This window comes from Cellulomonas soli, from assembly GCF_052036975.1.
GTDB classification, from domain to species: Bacteria; Actinomycetota; Actinomycetes; order Actinomycetales; family Cellulomonadaceae; genus Cellulomonas; species Cellulomonas soli_A.
In genome coordinates this window covers 239938-255824 of record NZ_JBQIAR010000004.1, presented here as the reverse complement: position 1 = coordinate 255824, position 15887 = coordinate 239938, and the positions used below count along the sequence as shown (strand labels likewise).

Here is a 15887-nt window from a genome sequence, read left to right as displayed (position 1 = left end):
CTCTCAGCCCAGGAACACCTGCGCGCACAGCTGACCGTTCGGCCCGGCCGTGCACGCGACACCGATCGAGGTGTACCCCCGGCGCAGGATGTTCTCGCGGTGCCCCTGCGAGGCCATCCACCCGGCGACCGTCGAGCTCGCGTCGCGGTACCCCATGGCGAGGTTCTCCCCGACCGTCGAGGCGGCGCACGCCCGCATGATCGGACCCAGGGGGTCGTGCTCGAACCTGTCCTCCGCGACCAGCAGGTCCGTGCGCGCCTGCGCTTGTGCGGCACCGCACGCCGACACGGCGAGCGCGGGCAGGCCGGCCGCGGCCCGTTCGACGTTGGTCAGGTCGACGATCTGCTGCGTGAGGGACGCCTCGACCGCGGGGGCCGGCGCAGCTGCGGCCTGGGGTGCGCTCGCTGCCGGGTCACCGGCGGGCGAGCCGCCACCGTCCGGCGATGTCGGCGGCGCCGCGTCGGCAGGGCCCGCAGCGGGCTGTGTGGCCTGCGGTGAGCTCGTGCCCGAGGGCGTGGCGGTGGCATCGGGGGCCGCGGACACCGCCGGGACACCCGCGCCCGCCGCCGACTCCGCCGGGGCGGAACTCGTGGCCGTCGGCTCGCCGGTGCTCGCGGGTGCGGGCGTCCGGTCGGAGGATCGGCTCGACGTGGCCGCGTCGCGCCCCTCACTGTCACCGGGGACCCAGGCGGAGACCTGCGCGTAACCCTTGGCGACCCGGTCGGGGGCCAACGCCTGGGCACCGGCGCCCGCGACCACCAACGTCAGCGCCGCGGCCAGCACACCGACCCGGCGACGCACGGCGGTGCGGTGGCGGCGGCGCCGGACCTGCCACCGTCGCAGGTCACGGCGGTGCGGGGCAGGCGTCGGAGAAGGCATGCCTGGACGTTACCTGATCGTGACCTCACGACGGCAGCGGATCACTGATCGGACATGTCCGACATCTCGCCGCCGTGCACTCTCGCGCCTGCGAGCGCGTCGCCCCCCGCACCTGCCGCGGGCGGCCCGGAAGACTCGGCAGGCTCGACCGGGGACAGCGGCGTCGGACCACCCGAGCTCGGGATCGCATCGACGAACGCCAGCGCACGGAACGCGGCGAGCGCCACGACCACGCTGAGCAGCCCGCCGATGATCAGCGGGGCACGCAGGTCCCAGCGGGAGACGGCTCCACCGGCCAGCATGGCCATCGAGGTCAGACCCACCACGAGCGTCCGCCCGGCACCCTGGACCCGACCCAGCAGGTGCCCCGGGACGATCCGCTGCCGCACGGTGGCCGACTGCACGTTCCACGCCGCGGCACTGCCGGCTGCGGCAGCCACGAGCACCGCCGCCGCGACCATGCCGACCACCCCGCCCAGCACCCCGGGCACGGCGCCGAGCAGCGCGAACGAGATCCCGGCGAGCACGGCGGCCGACAGCATCGCGCCGCGCCGCCCCACCCGCGCGACCATCCGCGGCGAGACCGTCGCACCCAGGACGCCGCCGATCGCCATGCCGGCCGTGACCAGCCCCAACGCAGCCTCCGGCAGTCCGACCCCGCGCACCAGGTAGAACACGAGCGAACCCTGCGCGAACTGCAGCGTGGCGGCCAGCGCCGTGCTCACGAGCACGAGCCGACGCAACGGACCGGCGGCGAACGTGTAGCGCAACCCCTGGGCAGTCGACCGCCAGACGCTCTCCGGCGCCGCGGGCTGCACCGGGACCGCGGCCCGCGCGGCCCTGCGCGGCAGCGTGAAGGCCAGCACCGCAGCCGCCGCGTAGGCGCAGGCGCCCACCACGAACGGCGCCGAGGTGGACCAGGCGAACAGTGCGGTGCCCAACGGCAGCGCCACGAGCCCCTGCGTGACGAGCTCACCGGCCTGGTAGCGGGAGTTGGCGGTGTCGAGCCGGTCCACCGGCACCAACGACGGCACCATCGCCTGCGCGGCCCCGTCGGCGACGGTCTCGACGCACGCCACCGCGAACACCGTCACGAACAGCACCCACAGCGGCACGTGGGCCACCGCGCCAGCCAGGGCGAGAGTCGCGAGCAGGAGACCGCGGACCAGTGCGCCACCGCCCATCGCCCGCCGCCGGTCGGTGCGGTCGACCACGGCGCCCGAGAACGCGCCGAGCAGCAGCCACGGCAGCAACCCGAGGGCACTGATGGTCGAGACGACCAGCGGGTCGTCGCTGAGGCGCATCGCCAGCAGCGGGACGGCGACCATGCCGACCCCGTCGGCGAGGTTGCCCAGCAGCCCCGCCGACCACAGGCGGTGGAACGATCCCGGTAGCCAGCCCGCCGGGAGCACGGTGGTGCTCATCCCTGACCCCTCTCCTGCACGGCTTGGGCGGCCTCGTGCACGTCCTCGGGCGACCCCACGCGGGGAAAGGCCCGCAGCTGCGCCTCGACGACGCGCGCTCCGGTCGGCATGTCGGTTCGGTCACGACCGCACCGCTCGTCCCACCGGTCGAGCACCTGCGTGAGCTCGGCGGTCATCTCCGCCAGCTCGTCGGGTGTCATGACGAACAGCACGGTGGTGTCGCTGGCCTTGCCACGCCACTCCGGCTCCAACCCCGCCAGCGCCCGTGCCCGGAAGTCGGCGGCCGCGCGGTAGCGCAGCCGCAGCCACTCCGAGGCGAACGTGCCCAGGGCCTGGCGCCCCGCGGGCGTGTCGGCAGCCTGGGAGCTGAACGCCTGGCGCCCGGAGGCGATCTGCCACCAACGCTCGCGGCCGCGACCCCGGCCCGGCACCTCCTCGACGAACCCGTGCTCGGCGAGCTGGCGCAGGTGGTAGCTGGTCGAGCCGGAGGACTCCCCCAGCCGCTCGGCCAGACCGCTGGCCGTGGCAGGCCCCGTGGTCAGGGCGTCGTAGAGCTGTGTGCGCAGCGGGTGAGCCAGGGCGCGCAGCCGACGGACGTCGACCGGTCGGTCCTCGGATGCACCCTCACGGGCGGAACCGTCGTGCGAGTCGGTGGTCATGGCAGCACGCTAGCGATGCAAAGGCTTCTTTGCAAGGAATTCTTTGCATCCGCCGCGTGCGGCGCCTCGCGGCCACGCCCTTCGGACCGCAGCTGCCCAGGGCCCCACTTGCCGGCTCTCCGGCCCGCCGGACGCAGCAAGGCCCGGACCGAGACGGTCCGGGCCTTGCTGGACGCTCGCGGGCGAGCGGGAACTCAGTCCAGGTAGTCGCGCAGCACCTGCGACCGCGACGGGTGGCGCAGCTTCGACATCGTCTTGGACTCGATCTGGCGGATCCGCTCGCGCGTCACGCCGTAGACCTTGCCGATCTCGTCCAGGGTCTTGGGCTGACCGTCGGTGAGACCGAACCGCATGGACACCACGCCCGCCTCACGCTCGGACAAGGTGTCCAGCACCTGGTGCAGCTGCTCCTGCAGAAGCGTGAAGCTGACCGCGTCGGCCGGGACCACAGCCTCGGAGTCCTCGATGAGGTCACCGAACTCGCTGTCACCGTCCTCCCCGAGCGGCGTGTGCAGGGAGATCGGCTCGCGACCGTACTTCTGGACCTCGACGACCTTCTCAGGCGTCATGTCGAGCTCCTTGGCGAGCTCCTCCGGCGTGGGCTCACGGCCCAGGTCCTGCAGCATCTGCCGCTGGACCCGAGCGAGCTTGTTGATGACCTCGACCATGTGCACCGGGATGCGGATGGTCCGGGCCTGGTCCGCCATGGCGCGCGTGATGGCCTGACGGATCCACCACGTGGCGTAGGTCGAGAACTTGTAGCCCTTGGTGTAGTCGAACTTCTCGACCGCACGGATCAGACCGAGGTTGCCCTCCTGGATCAGGTCCAGGAACAGCATGCCGCGGCCCGTGTACCGCTTGGCCAGCGACACCACCAGACGCAGGTTCGCCTCGAGCAGGTGGTTCTTGGCGCGCCGACCGTCGCCCGCGATCCACTCCAGCTCGCGGCGGCTCTTGGGCTCCATCGGTGCACCGGAGTTCAGCCGCTCCTCGGCGAACAGGCCGGCCTCGATGCGCTTGGCGAGCTCGACCTCCTGCTCGGCGTTGAGGAGGGCCACCTTGCCGATCTGCTTGAGGTAGTCCTTGACGGGGTCGGCGGTGGCACCCGCGGTGACGACCTGCTGCGCCGGGGCGTCGTCGTCGTCGGCGTCGGAGTAGACGAAGCCCTTGTCCTCGGACTCCTCCTCGGCTGCGGCAGCGGGCTTCTTCGCGCCCTCCTCCGACTCCTCGGCGTCCACCTCCTCGACGACCTCGTCGACGACGACCACATCGACCTCGTCGATGACGACCTCCTCGAGCTCACCCTCGACCTCGACCTCGTCATCGCCGACCACCTCGGCGCCGACCTTCGCCGCCGTCTTGGTGCTGGACTTCGCGGCGGACTTCGTCGCGGGCTTGGTCGCGGCCGGCTTGGCGGCAGCCTTGCGCACGGGCTTGGCCGCAGCGCCGGACTCGTCGCTCGACACCACGGCCTTCGCGGAGGGCCTGGCCTTGGCGCTGGTGGCGGCGACGGCGCGCGCCGGGGCGGCGGGCTCCTGCACGCCGATGCCTGCCGTGGCCAGGCCACGGATCACGGCGCGCAGGCGCTTGGCGTCCTGCACGTCCGCCTGCTCGCACGCCTGGCGCAGCTCCTCGGCACCGACGCTGCCGTGCGTGCGGCCACGCAGGACCAGCTCCTGCAGTGCGGGGTGCTCGAACTCACGCGGAAGCGCGGGATGCGGGGTCTGGGACGACACGAACGACCTTTCGGCAGCGTGAGAACCGGATCTGAGGCCGGAGAGGTACACCGATATTGTACCGACCCGCACCTCGTCCCGGCCCCACGACGGACGGAACCGTGCCGGCGACGCAGTGGCGCCGCGCGACCCTCCTCCAACGAGCGGGCGGCGACGATGATTCCCACGCCGGTCGGGCCGTGCGTGGGACCGATCAGGCCTGCGGAGGCTTGACCGTCAGCACCGGGCAGGGTGCGTCGAAGAGCACACGCTGGGCGTTCGCACCCAGGATCAGCTTGCCGACGGGGCTGCGACGGCGCAGACCGATCACGATGAGCTCGGCCTCGAGCTCCTCCGCCGTCCCGATGAGGTCGTCGGCGACGTCACCGCCGTCGAGCACGAGCACGTCGTAGGCCACGTTGCGGGAGATGAGCTCGGCACGCACCGCGTCCAGCTCGGTCTCGACCTGCATCTGCTCCACGTCGGTGGCGTCGGCACGCATGCTCACGACCACCACGACCCGCAGCTCCCGGCGCCGGCCCTCCTCGATCGCCGCCTCGAGGGCTGCCCGCCCCTCCGGCGTAGCCAGATAGCCGACCACGATGACCATCGGTCCTCCCCTCGCTCGACGGCGTCCTCGCCGTGCACACGACGCTACCGGAGCGCAGGGCTGCCCGCTGACCGTCCGCCCGTGGGCCGCTCAGCCCGGGGCGACCCCGGCGCCACCCGCACGCACCCACCCCGGGGGGATCGCGGCCGCCAGGGCGTCAGCCAGCAGCAGCGCGAGCCGGTGCGCCGGGTCGTCCGCCAGCGCCCGCTCGAGCAGCACCTGCGCCCGCGCACCGTCCCCTCGCCACCACGACACGAGCGCCAGCAGCGTCAGCGCGGGTGCCTGACCTCCGGCGCGCCCGTGGGCGACCACCTGCTCGAGGACGTGCTCGTACCTGCGCACGTCGGGCGGTGGCGGCACTGCGACCTGCGGGTCGACGATCGCGGCGACGGCGGCGCCCACCGCGGCATCGGAGGCCGCGTCAGGACGCTCGCCCCGCACGGCACGCTCGGGCAGGTCGGCGGTCCCGGGGACGCACGAGACGAGGATCGCGTCACGCACCCGGCGGTCGGCGAGCCCGGCCTCGACCCGCCCCAGCGGCGAGCCGGTCGCCGGGGCCGGACCGTCCGCGCCCTGCGCGAGGGATCGCCGCCAGGCCGCCAGGGAGTCGGCACGCCAGTCGGCGACGGCCCGGGGACCGGCGGCCACGGCCTGGGCACCCCGGGCCTCCCACCGTCGGCGCACGCGCGCCACCGCGCGGCGGGGCTCCGCCGGTGCGCGACGGATCCTGCCGACGTCGTCGCGCGAGGCGGCCACCACCGACCCGGCGAGCACCATCCGGGCGCCGACCTGGGTCCCCTCCAGGTCCGCCAGCGGCCTACCACCCGGCGGGCAGCACGCATCACGGCAGTCCAGCGCCAGGTAGCCGTGCGGCGTCACGACCCAGACGGGGACGTCCCCCAGCGCACTGTGCGCAGCCTCACGCAGCGCGGCTGCCGCCGCGTGCGCGGCGTGGTCCGGCTCAGTGCGCGGGTCACGGTCGGTGTAGACGACAAGGACCGAGCGCCGCGCCCCGTCACGATCCAGGTGCGTGACCAGCCCCCGGGCCAGGCGGGGGCCGTCCACGGGGTCGGCGAGGGCGTCCAGGTCGACACGGACCACCAGGCCGACCTCGCCGGAGGGAGGCCGAAGGCTGACACCCACGGCGGACTGCGCGGGTCGGAAGCCGAGCTGGTGCGGGATCAGCGCGAGCAGCTCACGGGGTTCGCTGAGCCGGAGTGTGGTGTCCATGGGGGTACACAACCGGCGCGGCGCCAGGCGCCGGGCTGCCGGCCCTCCGGCTGTGCACAGCGCAGGCCGATCGCGCGCCTGTGGGCGGATCGCGGCTGCTCCCGGTCCATGGGTCGCGACTACTGTGTGCCCGTGCTGCACCGGGCCGTCCACGAGGACCACGACCGTCGGAGCGCGAGGCCCGCCTCCCGCACCGGCCGCGCCGTGCTGCGCGCCGTTCTCACCGCCGCCGTGCTGGTCCCGCTCTCGGCGTGCACGTCCAGCACACCGGCGAGCCTCGAACCGACGGCGGTCGTCGTCCAGCCCTCGGCCTCGCCGACCGAGACGCTCCTGGCGGACGGCACGGACACGCACTCGGCCGTGGGCGCACTCGTCGAAGGGTTCCCCAGCACGCTGGTCCCGGTGCCCGAGGGCGCCGAGGTGCTCGTCTCCGCGGCCGCGCCCGTCGAGGGGACCGACCTGGTGGAGATCTCCCTCAACATCCGCTCCGCGCAGGACGCCGCCGGACTGCTGGACGCGATCCGCGGCCCGCTGATCGCTGCAGGATTCGCCGAGACCGCCGCGGCCACCCCCGACGCAGGCCTGGCGGCCCAGACGACCTTCAGTCGTTCCGACGGGGCCGAGCTGCTCGTCGCCGGGGTCCTCGACCGCGACGGGGAACGCACCCTGACCCTCGGCGGCCAGGTGCGGGCAGGCTCCTGACCTGCCGGTCGCCTAGGCTCGTGGCGTGAACTCCTCCGCGACCCCGGACGTCCCGAGCCTGGTCGACGTCGAGCAGGTGCGCACCCAGGTCGACGCCGTCCTCGCCGGGCACGTGGGCGAGCTGCGCTCCGTGCTGCGAGCGGCCGGTCCCGACGCCGAGGTGCTGGCCGACGCCGTGGCCCGGATGCTCTCGGGCGGCAAGCGCCTGCGTGCCGCCTTCTGCTACTGGTCGTGGCGCGCGCACGGCGGCCGACCCGGCTCGCCCCAGGCGCACACGGCGATCCGCATCGGCGCGGCCCTCGAGCTCTTCCAGGCGGCCGCACTGTTCCACGACGACGTCATGGACGCCTCCGACACCCGCCGCGGGCAGCCCGCGGCTCACCGTGCGTTCGCCTCGCTGCACCAGACGTGGGGCCTGGTCGGCGACGCCGAGCAGTTCGGCACGTCCGCGGCGATCCTGCTCGGCGACCTCGCACTGGTGGCCAGCGAGCAGGAGTTCGCCGGCGCGCTCTCGCTCGAGCCCCTGCCCCGCGCCACGCAGGCCCGCGCGGTGTTCGACCTCATGCGCACCGAGGTCACCGTCGGGCAGTACCTCGACGTGCTCGCGCAGGAGACGCCGTGGGGCCATGACCCCGAGGCCGACGAGCGGCGGGCGCGCACGGTCATCCGCGCGAAGTCCGCCCGGTACAGCGTCGAGCACCCGATCGTGCTGGGTGCCGCTCTCGCGGACGCCGACGAGGGCCAGCTGGAGGCCTGCCGGCGGATCGGTCTGCCCCTCGGCGAGGCCTTCCAGCTGCGCGACGACCTGCTCGGCGTGTTCGGCGACCCCCGGGCGACCGGCAAGCCCGCCGGGGACGACCTTCGTGAGGGCAAGCGGACCGTGCTCGCCGCCCGCGCGGTCGCACGCGCGCGGGCAGCCGGCGACCTCGACACGGTCGACCTGCTGCGCGGCCGGCTCGGCGATCGGTCGATGAGCGAGGGCGAGGTGACGGCCCTGGCGCACGCGATCGCCGCCACCGGAGCACCGGACGACGTGGAGGAACTCATCTCGGTGCTGTCCGCCGAGGCCTTCGACCGGATGGAGCAGCGTCCGTGGGCCGAACCGGCGCGAGGACAGCTGGCCGCGCTCGCGCACGCGGCCGTCGACCGCAGGGCCTGACCGGCCGGGCTACAGCTCGGCCTGGGCCAGACGACGGACCTCGGTCTTGCGACCGGCGCGCAGCGCCTCGATCGGCGAGGTGCCCAGCGACTCGCTCGGCGTGAAGAGCCACTCGATCGCGCCCTCGTCCGAGAAACCCACGTCGGTGAGCACCGACAACGTGCCCTGCAGCGCGGCCAGCACGGTCCACTCCGGGGAGTCCTCGGCCTTGGACGGCGCGGCCGGGTTGGCCAGGTGACCGGCGACCAGGAACGCCGCGGGCACGGACAGCACGGGGCGCTCTCCGCGGCGCACGGCGACGAACCGCCTCTCCTGCAGCTGGCGGTGCACCTTGGTGATGTCGAGGTCGAGCCGTTCGGCGACGTCGGGGATGGTCAGCCACTCGTCGACGAGCAGATCGAGGCCGGGAGCAGAGGGATTCACCCGACCAGCCTACGCAACAACAAATGACATCGGCGCAATTGCCCCGCGTGGCTTTCCCGGTCAGCGCATGTCGACTACCGTCACGTTTTGTCACTTGAACAACATCCGTCACTTCCGTGTACACCAGCACCAGAGGTTCAGCCATGACGCAGCCCGCCACCGCCCGCTCCGCCCGACTGCGCCGTGCCGGCACCGGAACGGGCGCCACGCTCGCCCTCGCCGCCGTCGCCGTGACCGCCACCGGCGGCGCCGCGCACGCCGACGAGCGGTACACGGTGCGCTCCGGCGACACCGTCAGCCACATCGCGACGCGGACCGGCTCGACGGTCACCGCGATCTCCCGGGCGAACAACCTGGCCGACGCCTCACGCATCCGCATCGGGCAGGTGCTCACCATCCCGTCTGCGACGACCACCACAGCAACGACCGCTGCTGCCCCCGCCGCTGCGAGCACCGCCGCGGCGCCCGCAGCCGGCACGCACGCGGTCCGCTCCGGTGAGACGGTCTCCGCGATCGCCAAGCGCTACGGCACGAGCGTCCAGGCCGTCGTCGCCGCCAACGGGCTCGACGCGCGCGCCTTCATCCGCGCCGGGCAGGTGCTGACGATCCCCGGCACCGCGACGAGCACGGGCACCGCGTCCGTCACCACCGCCGCGGCGCCCTCCGCAGCGACGACCTCCGCCACGCACACGGTCGTCGCGGGCGACACCGCCGGCGCGATCGCCAAGCGCTACGGCACGAGCGTGCAGGCGATCATCACGGCCAACGGTCTCAACTCGCGCGCCCTGATCCGGATCGGGCAGACCCTGTCGATCCCCGGCGCCACCGCAGGCACCACGCCCACCACCACGGCGCCCACGACCCAGCTGGTCGGCAACACCTTCGAGGGCCGCACCTACCCGGCTACCGTGGTCGCCTCGGCCAACGCCAACAAGGCCACGCTGCTGACCGTCGGCGTGCCCACCAAGGCCGAGATGCGCACGTTGGTCGCCGACACCGCCCGGACCATGGGCGTCGACCCGGCGCTCGCCCTGGCGGTGGCATTCCAGGAGTCCGGCTTCAACCACGCCTCGGTCTCGCCCGCCAACGCCATCGGCACCATGCAGGTCATCCCGTCCTCGGGCGAATGGGCCTCCCAGCTGGTGGGCCGGCAGCTGAACCTGCTGGACCCCACCGACAACGTCGTGGCCGGTGTGGCGATCCTGCGCTCGCTGATCAAGACCTCCCCCGACCTGCCCACCGCGATCGCCGGCTACTACCAGGGCGCCTCGTCGGTGCGACGCCACGGCATGTTCGCCGACACGCGCCGCTACGTGGCCAACGTGCAGACGCACATGACGCGCTTCGCCTGACCGCGCGGTTACCACGAACGGACCAGTGGCCACCGTAGGATCTGCCCGTGGGAACCACCGTCACCGATCCGCTCGTCGGCCGCCTGGTCGACGGGCGGTACGAGGTTGTCTCCCGCATCGCCCGCGGCGGCATGGCCACCGTCTACCTCGCGGTGGACCGGCGCCTCGACCGTGAGGTCGCGCTCAAGGTCATGCACCCGCACCTGGCCGAGGGCGCCTCGGGCCTGGACTTCGTGGCCCGGTTCCGCCGCGAGGCGCGCACCGCGGCGCGGTTGACGCACCCGGGGCTCGTCGGGGTGTTCGACCAGGGTGTCGACGGCGAGACGTCGTACCTGACCATGGAGTACATCGACGGCACGAACCTGCGGCGCCGGATCGGCGAGCGGGGCTCGCTGACCGTCGGTGACGCCCTGAGCACCGCCGAGCACGTGCTCGACGCCCTCGGGGCCGCGCACCGCAACGGTCTGGTGCACCGCGACATCAAGCCCGAGAACGTGCTGCTCGCCGACGACGGGCGCATCAAGCTCGCCGACTTCGGGCTCGCGCGCGCCGTCACCGAGGTGACCGCGACCACCACCGGCACGGTCATGGGCACCGTGGCCTACCTGGCCCCCGAGCTGGTGACCCGCGGCACCAGCGACGCCCGCACCGACGTCTACGCGTGCGGCATCCTGCTGTACGAGATGCTCACCGGCGCCCAGCCGTTCACGGGCGAGACGCCGATCCAGGTCGCGTTCCAGCACGTCAACTCCGATGTGCCCGCGCCGTCCGACGTGGTGCCGTGGCTGCCCGCCGAGGTCGACGAGCTCGTGCAGGCCCTGGCTGCCCGCGAACCGGCCGACCGACCCGTGGACGCCGGCGCCGCACTCGCCCTGGTGCGGCGTGCCCGTGCCGCGCTCGACGAGGCGACACTGGCACGCCGCGCCGACGTGGCACCCACCGTGCTGCTGCCCTCCGCGACCGACCCGGACGGCGGCGAGGACGATCTGCCGTTCGCCGACTCCCTGCCGCCCACCGGTGCGGACTCCGCGCACAGCGCCACCGCCGACGGCGAGGCCACCACACGTCTGCTGGTCGATCCACGGGACGGCGAGCGCACACCGCCCGCGGGCGCCACCGTCGCGCTGCCCATCGGTACCGGTCTACGGCCCACCCCGCCTGCCGCCACGCCCGCGCGACGCCGCCACCGGTTGCGCGCCGTGCTGCTCACACTGCTCGTCGGCGCCCTCGCAGGCCTCGGCGTGTGGTGGTACGTCTCGTTCGGCCCCGGCGCGTACATCACGGTGCCTGCCATCGTCGGCCAGGACGAGGCCACAGCCACCGACCTGCTCACCCAGGCCGGGCTCGACGCCGACCCGACCGCCGCGTTCGACGACGAGGTCGCCAAGGGTCTGGTCGTGTCCGCCGACCCGGGTGTCGGCGAGGACGTCCGCAAGGACGGCACCGTCGCGTTCGTCGTGTCGTTGGGACCCGACCTGGTGACCATCCCCGACGGGATCCTCGGCGTGCTGCAGGCCGACGCCGCCACGGCGCTGACCGACGCGGGCCTGGCGGTCGACTACGGCGACCCGCAGTACCACGACACCGCCGCCAAGGGCAGCGTCCTGACGGCCTCCCTCCCGGACGGCTCCCCCGCCGAGGCCAACGCCCAGGTCACCCGCGGAACCACCATCACCTTGGTGCTCTCCAACGGCCCCGCACCGGTGACCGTGACCTCCGTCGTGGGCGCCACCCTGGACAACGCCACCGCCGAGCTCGCCGACGACGCGCTCACCGTGGCCGCCACCGAGGCGTTCTCCGACACGGTCGCCGCCGGCGTCGTCATCTCGCAGGAGCCCGAGGCCGGTGCCACGGCGCACCGGGGCGACACGATCAACGTCGTGGTCTCCAAGGGGCCGGAGACGGTCGAGATGCCAGACCTCACCGGGGTTCAGTACGACAAGGCGGCGAAGGCACTCGAAGACCTCGGGCTGGTCGCCGCACGTGAGAACGTCCTCGGCGGAATCTTCGGCACGGTGCGAGCACAGTCGGTGGACTCCGGCGACATGGTCACCAAGGGCACGACCGTCACGCTGACCGTCGTCTGAGTCATAGTCAGCAGCCTTCGTACAGATGCGGTAGAGCGGTGCCGCTCGCCGGCAGCTCGGCACGCAGCACGGGCGCCCCGACGGCGGTGTCCGCCGGGGCGCCCGTGACGAGCAGCAGGGTCAGGCGCGGCGCAGCAGCTCCACGACCTGGAAGGCCATCTCCAGCGACTGCTGGTGGTTCAGCCGCGGGTCGACCAGCGTCTCGTACCGCAGCGCGAGGCCCTCGTCGTCGATCTCCTCCGAGCCGCCGAGCACCTCGGTGACGTCGTCACCCGTGAGTTCGATGTGCAGACCGCCGGGGACGGTGCCCAGCGCGCGGTGCACCTCGAAGAATCCGGCGACCTCGTCCATGACGTCGGAGAACCGGCGCGTCTTGTACCCGGTGGCCGACGTGATGCCGTTGCCGTGCATCGGGTCGCACACCCAGGTGACGGGACGACCGTCGGCGGTGACCTTCTCGACCAGCTGAGGCAGGCGGTCGCGGATCAGGCCGGCACCCATGCGGGTGATGAACGTGATACGCCCGGCCTCACCGCTCGGGTTCAGCTTGTCGATCAGCGCCAGCGCGTCGTCGCCGGTCGAGGTCGGACCGAGCTTGATGCCCAGCGGGTTCTGCACGCGCGAGAAGTAGTCGATGTGCGCCCCACCCAGCTCACGTGTGCGCTCCCCGATCCACAGGAAGTGCGCCGAGCAGTCGTACGGCAGACCCGTCCGCGAGTCGATGCGCGTCAGCGGCCGCTCGTAGTCGAGCAGCAGACCCTCGTGGCTGGAGAAGAAGTCCACGGCCCGCAACGCGTCGAAGTCCGCACCGCACGCCGCCATGAACCGGATGGCCCGGTCGATCTCGGCGGCGATCTCCTCGTAGCGCGAGTACGCCGGGTTGGTGGTGAAGCCCCGGTTCCACTCGTGCACGCGCAGCAGCGAGGCGAACCCACCCGTGGTGAAGGCACGGATCAGGTTCAACGTCGACGCCGACGTGTGGTACGCCTCGAGCAGCCGCTGCGGGTCGGGCGTGCGGGCCTCGGGCGTGAAGTCGAACCCGTTGATGATGTCGCCGCGGAACGCCGGCAGCGTCACGCCGTCGCGCGTCTCGGAGTCCGAGCTGCGCGGCTTGGCGTACTGCCCGGCCATGCGGCCCATCTTGATGACCGGCAGGCTCGCGCCGTACGTGAGCACGACCGCCATCTGCAGGATCGTCTTGATCTTGTTGCGGATGTTGTCGGCCGTGGCCTCCGCGAAGGTCTCGGCGCAGTCACCGCCCTGCAGCAGGAACGCCTCGCCGCGACCAGCGGCTGCGAGGCGGGCCCGCAGGTCGTCGGCCTCGCCCGCGAACACCAGCGGGGGAAGGGACGCGAGCCGCCCGGTCACCCGGGCGAGCTCGTCGGCGTCCGGCCACTGCGGCTGCTGCCCGGCGGGCAGCGTGCGCCACGCGTCGAGACCGGCGACGACCTGCGGGTCCGCCTCGACGCTCATGCGTGGCTCGCCGGGACCAGCGGCTGGCCGATGTCCTGCAGCAGGGCGCCGAACCACGGCTGGGACACGTCGAACGCCTTGCCGCCGGCGATACGCGGGAACGCGATCGCGGTCAGACGGTCACCGTTCTCCTCGTCGTGGCCGATGACGCCGGACTCGCCGCGCAGGGCGCACTCCACCGCCAGGTCGGTCATCGACTTGATGAGGCGCAGGTCCTCGGCGTTCGCGGCCGCGGCGCGCGAGTAGTAGCCCGACTTCTGCACCATGGTCTTCTCGGCGCCGAGCTTCTCGGCGAACTGCTTGGCGAACCACTGGCCCGGGTTGACCGTGTCGAGCTTGACGTGACCGAACGGGTCACGCTCCACGGGCGTGCCGGCGGCCTCGAGCTGCTCGACGATCTCGTGCATGCCCGCACCCTCCGACAGGAAGATGTTGACGTTGCCCTGCTCGTCCATGATCTTCTTCAGCCGCGCGGCCTCGCCGTCGATGTCGAGCGCGAGCTCAGGCAGGAAGACGGCGTGGATGTCCCAGCGCTCACGCGACAGGCCGATGCTCGGGACCCACTCCTGCTGGTCGAGCCACTTGCGGTACTCGGCGGCCGCAGCAGCGGTCAGCCACCCGCAGTGCCGTCCCATGACCTCGTGCACGATCAGCATGCGCGGCCCGGAGCGGTGCTCGCCGATGATGTTCGCGGCGAAGCCCGCGGCCTCCTCGGCGGCGGTCCACGCACCCAGCGACTGGCGGATCGGCACGACGTCGTTGTCGATCGTCTTGGGCAGACCGACGACCGTCAGGCCGTAGTCGTTCTGCGCGAGGTAGGCAGCCAGGTCGGCCGCGGTCGTGTTCGTGTCGTCGCCACCGATGGTGTGCAGCACGTCGACGCCGTCGGCCTTGAGCTGCTCGGCCGCGACCTGCAGCGGGTCCTGGCCCTCCTTGACCAGGCCGCGCTTGACGCAGTCCTTGGCGTTGGTGAGCTTCACCCGCGAGTTGCCGATCGGCGAACCGCCGAAGCGGTGCAGGATGCCGGCCTTCTTGCGGGTCTCGGCGTCGATGACGATCTTGTCGCCGCGCAGCAGGCCGTAGTACCCGTGCTCGTACGCGATGATCTCGACGTCCGGCGCAATCTCGGTGTAACGCTCGATCAGGCCACCGACGGCGGAGGACAGGCACGGAGCGAAGCCACCCGCGGTCAGGAGGGCGACGCGACGAACCGACATGAGACACACCTCTCGTTGAACTGCACAGCTCTGGTCGACCTGCACTAGCGCCCCCAGGGTGCTGTGCCCGGACAACGACGGTGCGGGCCCTAGGTCCGGGCCGTCGGTGCGGGTCTCACGTGGGGGTGCGCGGTCGGCACGGGGCCGACCCGGCTCATCCTACTGAGCCGAGGGCTCGTCCTCCGGAGGGACCGGAACCTGGACGGCCGGCACCGGACGACCACCGGGAGCGGCCGGTGCGGAGGTCTCCACCTCGGCCGCCGGGTGGCCCGTGGCGATGCGGGCCTTCTGCGTCGCGGCGTAGACGTCGACGTACTCCTGGCCCGACAGGCTCATGATCGCGTACATGATCTCGTCGGTCACCGACCGCAGGATGAAGCGGTCGTTCTCCATGCCTGCGTACCGGCTGAAGTCCAGCGGCTCACCGATGACGACGCCCACGCGCATCACCTTGGGGATGCGGCGACCGATGGGCTGGGCCTCCCCCGTGCCGACCATGGCGACGGGGATCACCGGGGCGCCGGACTCCAGCGCGAGCCGCGCGATCCCGGTCTTGCCGCGGTACAGCCGGCCGTCGGGGCTGCGCGTGCCCTCGGGGTAGATGCCGAACAGGCCGCCGTCCTGCAGACGCCGCAGACCGGTGCGCAGGGCCGCCTCGCTCGCCTTGCCGCCACCACGGTCGACCGGGATGGTCCCCACGCCGCGCATGAACCCGGCCGTCAGGCGCCCCTTGAGGCCGCTGCCGGTGAAGTACTCCTGCTTGCCGATGAACACGATCTCGCGATCGATCATGATCGGCAGGAACACCGAGTCGAAGACCGCCTGGTGGTTGCTCGCCAGGATCGCACCGCCCTCGGACGGCACGTTCTGGGCCCCGCGGATCCACGGGCGCCAGATGAGGTGCAGGAGCGGGCCCGCAATGACCCGCTTCATCAACCAGTAGAACAACGGCTCACC

The 15887-nt window shown here is 72.8% G+C and carries 14 protein-coding genes; 4 read left to right on the top strand and 10 right to left on the bottom strand.

The genetic code is table 11. From position 1 onward, the window contains the following. Positions 1–3: 3 nt before the first annotated feature. The 6 genes from ACTHAM_RS06640 to ACTHAM_RS06615 form a co-directional block, all read right to left on the bottom strand. A complete protein-coding gene (locus ACTHAM_RS06640; protein WP_440685604.1) occupies positions 4–879 on the bottom strand; it encodes a CAP domain-containing protein in 876 nt (291 codons plus the stop codon). 41 nt (positions 880–920) lie between these two features. Continuing rightward, positions 921–2303, bottom strand: coding sequence for an MFS transporter (locus ACTHAM_RS06635; RefSeq protein WP_440685602.1), 1383 nt, complete (start codon positions 2301–2303; stop codon positions 921–923). Continuing rightward, positions 2300–2962 carry an ArsR/SmtB family transcription factor gene (locus tag ACTHAM_RS06630; RefSeq protein WP_440685600.1) on the bottom strand — a complete coding sequence of 221 codons (663 nt, stop codon included), beginning with the start codon at positions 2960–2962 and terminating at the stop codon, positions 2300–2302. Before ACTHAM_RS06630 ends, ACTHAM_RS06635 begins: the two co-directional genes overlap by 4 nt. A 194-nt stretch (positions 2963–3156) precedes the next feature. Next, positions 3157–4698, bottom strand: coding sequence for an RNA polymerase sigma factor (locus ACTHAM_RS06625; protein WP_440685598.1), 1542 nt, complete (start codon positions 4696–4698; stop codon positions 3157–3159). 193 nt (positions 4699–4891) lie between these two features. Continuing rightward, entirely contained in the window at positions 4892–5287 is a 396-nt protein-coding gene (locus ACTHAM_RS06620; RefSeq protein WP_440685597.1) for a universal stress protein, read from the bottom strand. A 90-nt stretch (positions 5288–5377) separates the two neighbouring features. Next, positions 5378–6517, bottom strand: a complete 1140-nt coding sequence (locus ACTHAM_RS06615; RefSeq protein ID WP_440685595.1) for a DUF4192 domain-containing protein — start codon at positions 6515–6517, stop codon at positions 5378–5380. Between the two features lie 132 nt (positions 6518–6649). On the opposite strand from ACTHAM_RS06615, the gene ACTHAM_RS06610 reads away from it, so the two are divergent. Both ACTHAM_RS06610 and ACTHAM_RS06605 read left to right on the top strand, forming a co-directional pair. Continuing rightward, positions 6650–7219, top strand: a complete 570-nt coding sequence (locus ACTHAM_RS06610) for a hypothetical protein (RefSeq protein ID WP_440685593.1) — start codon at positions 6650–6652, stop codon at positions 7217–7219. 25 nt (positions 7220–7244) lie between these two features. Next, complete coding sequence (locus ACTHAM_RS06605) at positions 7245–8378, top strand: polyprenyl synthetase family protein (protein ID WP_440685591.1); 1134 nt, start codon at positions 7245–7247, stop codon at positions 8376–8378. 9 nt (positions 8379–8387) lie between these two features. Here the strand turns inward: ACTHAM_RS06605 and ACTHAM_RS06600 are convergent, their stop codons facing one another. After that, entirely contained in the window at positions 8388–8801 is a 414-nt protein-coding gene (locus tag ACTHAM_RS06600) for an Rv2175c family DNA-binding protein (RefSeq protein ID WP_440685589.1), read from the bottom strand. Between the two features lie 143 nt (positions 8802–8944). Between ACTHAM_RS06600 and ACTHAM_RS06595 the strand changes: the two genes are divergently transcribed. Further along, on the top strand, positions 8945–10153 hold the full coding sequence (locus ACTHAM_RS06595; RefSeq protein ID WP_440685587.1) for a LysM peptidoglycan-binding domain-containing protein: 1209 nt from the start codon (positions 8945–8947) through the stop codon (positions 10151–10153). A 47-nt stretch (positions 10154–10200) separates the two neighbouring features. Next, positions 10201–12240, top strand: a complete 2040-nt coding sequence (pknB, locus tag ACTHAM_RS06590) for a Stk1 family PASTA domain-containing Ser/Thr kinase (protein WP_440685585.1) — start codon at positions 10201–10203, stop codon at positions 12238–12240. A 120-nt stretch (positions 12241–12360) separates the two neighbouring features. Here the strand turns inward: pknB and ACTHAM_RS06585 are convergent, their stop codons facing one another. The 3 genes from ACTHAM_RS06585 to ACTHAM_RS06575 all read right to left on the bottom strand — a co-directional run bounded on the left by ACTHAM_RS06585 (position 12361) and on the right by ACTHAM_RS06575 (position 15863). Beyond that, the gene (locus ACTHAM_RS06585) at positions 12361–13713 is read right to left on the bottom strand and encodes a class II 3-deoxy-7-phosphoheptulonate synthase (RefSeq protein ID WP_440685583.1); all 1353 of its coding nucleotides are present in this window, start codon (positions 13711–13713) and stop codon (positions 12361–12363) included. Next, positions 13710–14930, bottom strand: coding sequence for a pyrophosphate--fructose-6-phosphate 1-phosphotransferase (locus ACTHAM_RS06580; RefSeq protein ID WP_440685581.1), 1221 nt, complete (start codon positions 14928–14930; stop codon positions 13710–13712). Before ACTHAM_RS06580 ends, ACTHAM_RS06585 begins: the two co-directional genes overlap by 4 nt. Before the next feature lie 159 nt (positions 14931–15089). Beyond that, entirely contained in the window at positions 15090–15863 is a 774-nt protein-coding gene (locus ACTHAM_RS06575; RefSeq protein ID WP_440685656.1) for a lysophospholipid acyltransferase family protein, read from the bottom strand. Between the last annotated feature and the right edge of the window lie 24 nt (positions 15864–15887).

Bases quoted from the DNA above. Each gene is read 5' to 3' on its own strand.
- ACTHAM_RS06640 (WP_440685604.1), bottom strand. From the start codon at position 879: ATGCCTTCTCCGACGCCTGCCCCGCACCGCCGTGACCTGCGACGGTGG.
- ACTHAM_RS06635 (WP_440685602.1), bottom strand. From the start codon at position 2,303: ATGAGCACCACCGTGCTCCCGGCGGGCTGGCTACCGGGATCGTTCCAC.
- ACTHAM_RS06630 (WP_440685600.1), bottom strand. From the start codon at position 2,962: ATGACCACCGACTCGCACGACGGTTCCGCCCGTGAGGGTGCATCCGAG.
- ACTHAM_RS06620 (WP_440685597.1), bottom strand. From the start codon at position 5,287: ATGGTCATCGTGGTCGGCTATCTGGCTACGCCGGAGGGGCGGGCAGCC.
- ACTHAM_RS06615 (WP_440685595.1), bottom strand. From the start codon at position 6,517: ATGGACACCACACTCCGGCTCAGCGAACCCCGTGAGCTGCTCGCGCTG.
- ACTHAM_RS06595 (WP_440685587.1), top strand. From the start codon at position 8,945: ATGACGCAGCCCGCCACCGCCCGCTCCGCCCGACTGCGCCGTGCCGGC.
- ACTHAM_RS06585 (WP_440685583.1), bottom strand. From the start codon at position 13,713: ATGAGCGTCGAGGCGGACCCGCAGGTCGTCGCCGGTCTCGACGCGTGG.
- ACTHAM_RS06580 (WP_440685581.1), bottom strand. From the start codon at position 14,930: ATGTCGGTTCGTCGCGTCGCCCTCCTGACCGCGGGTGGCTTCGCTCCG.
- ACTHAM_RS06575 (WP_440685656.1), bottom strand. From the start codon at position 15,863: ATGAAGCGGGTCATTGCGGGCCCGCTCCTGCACCTCATCTGGCGCCCG.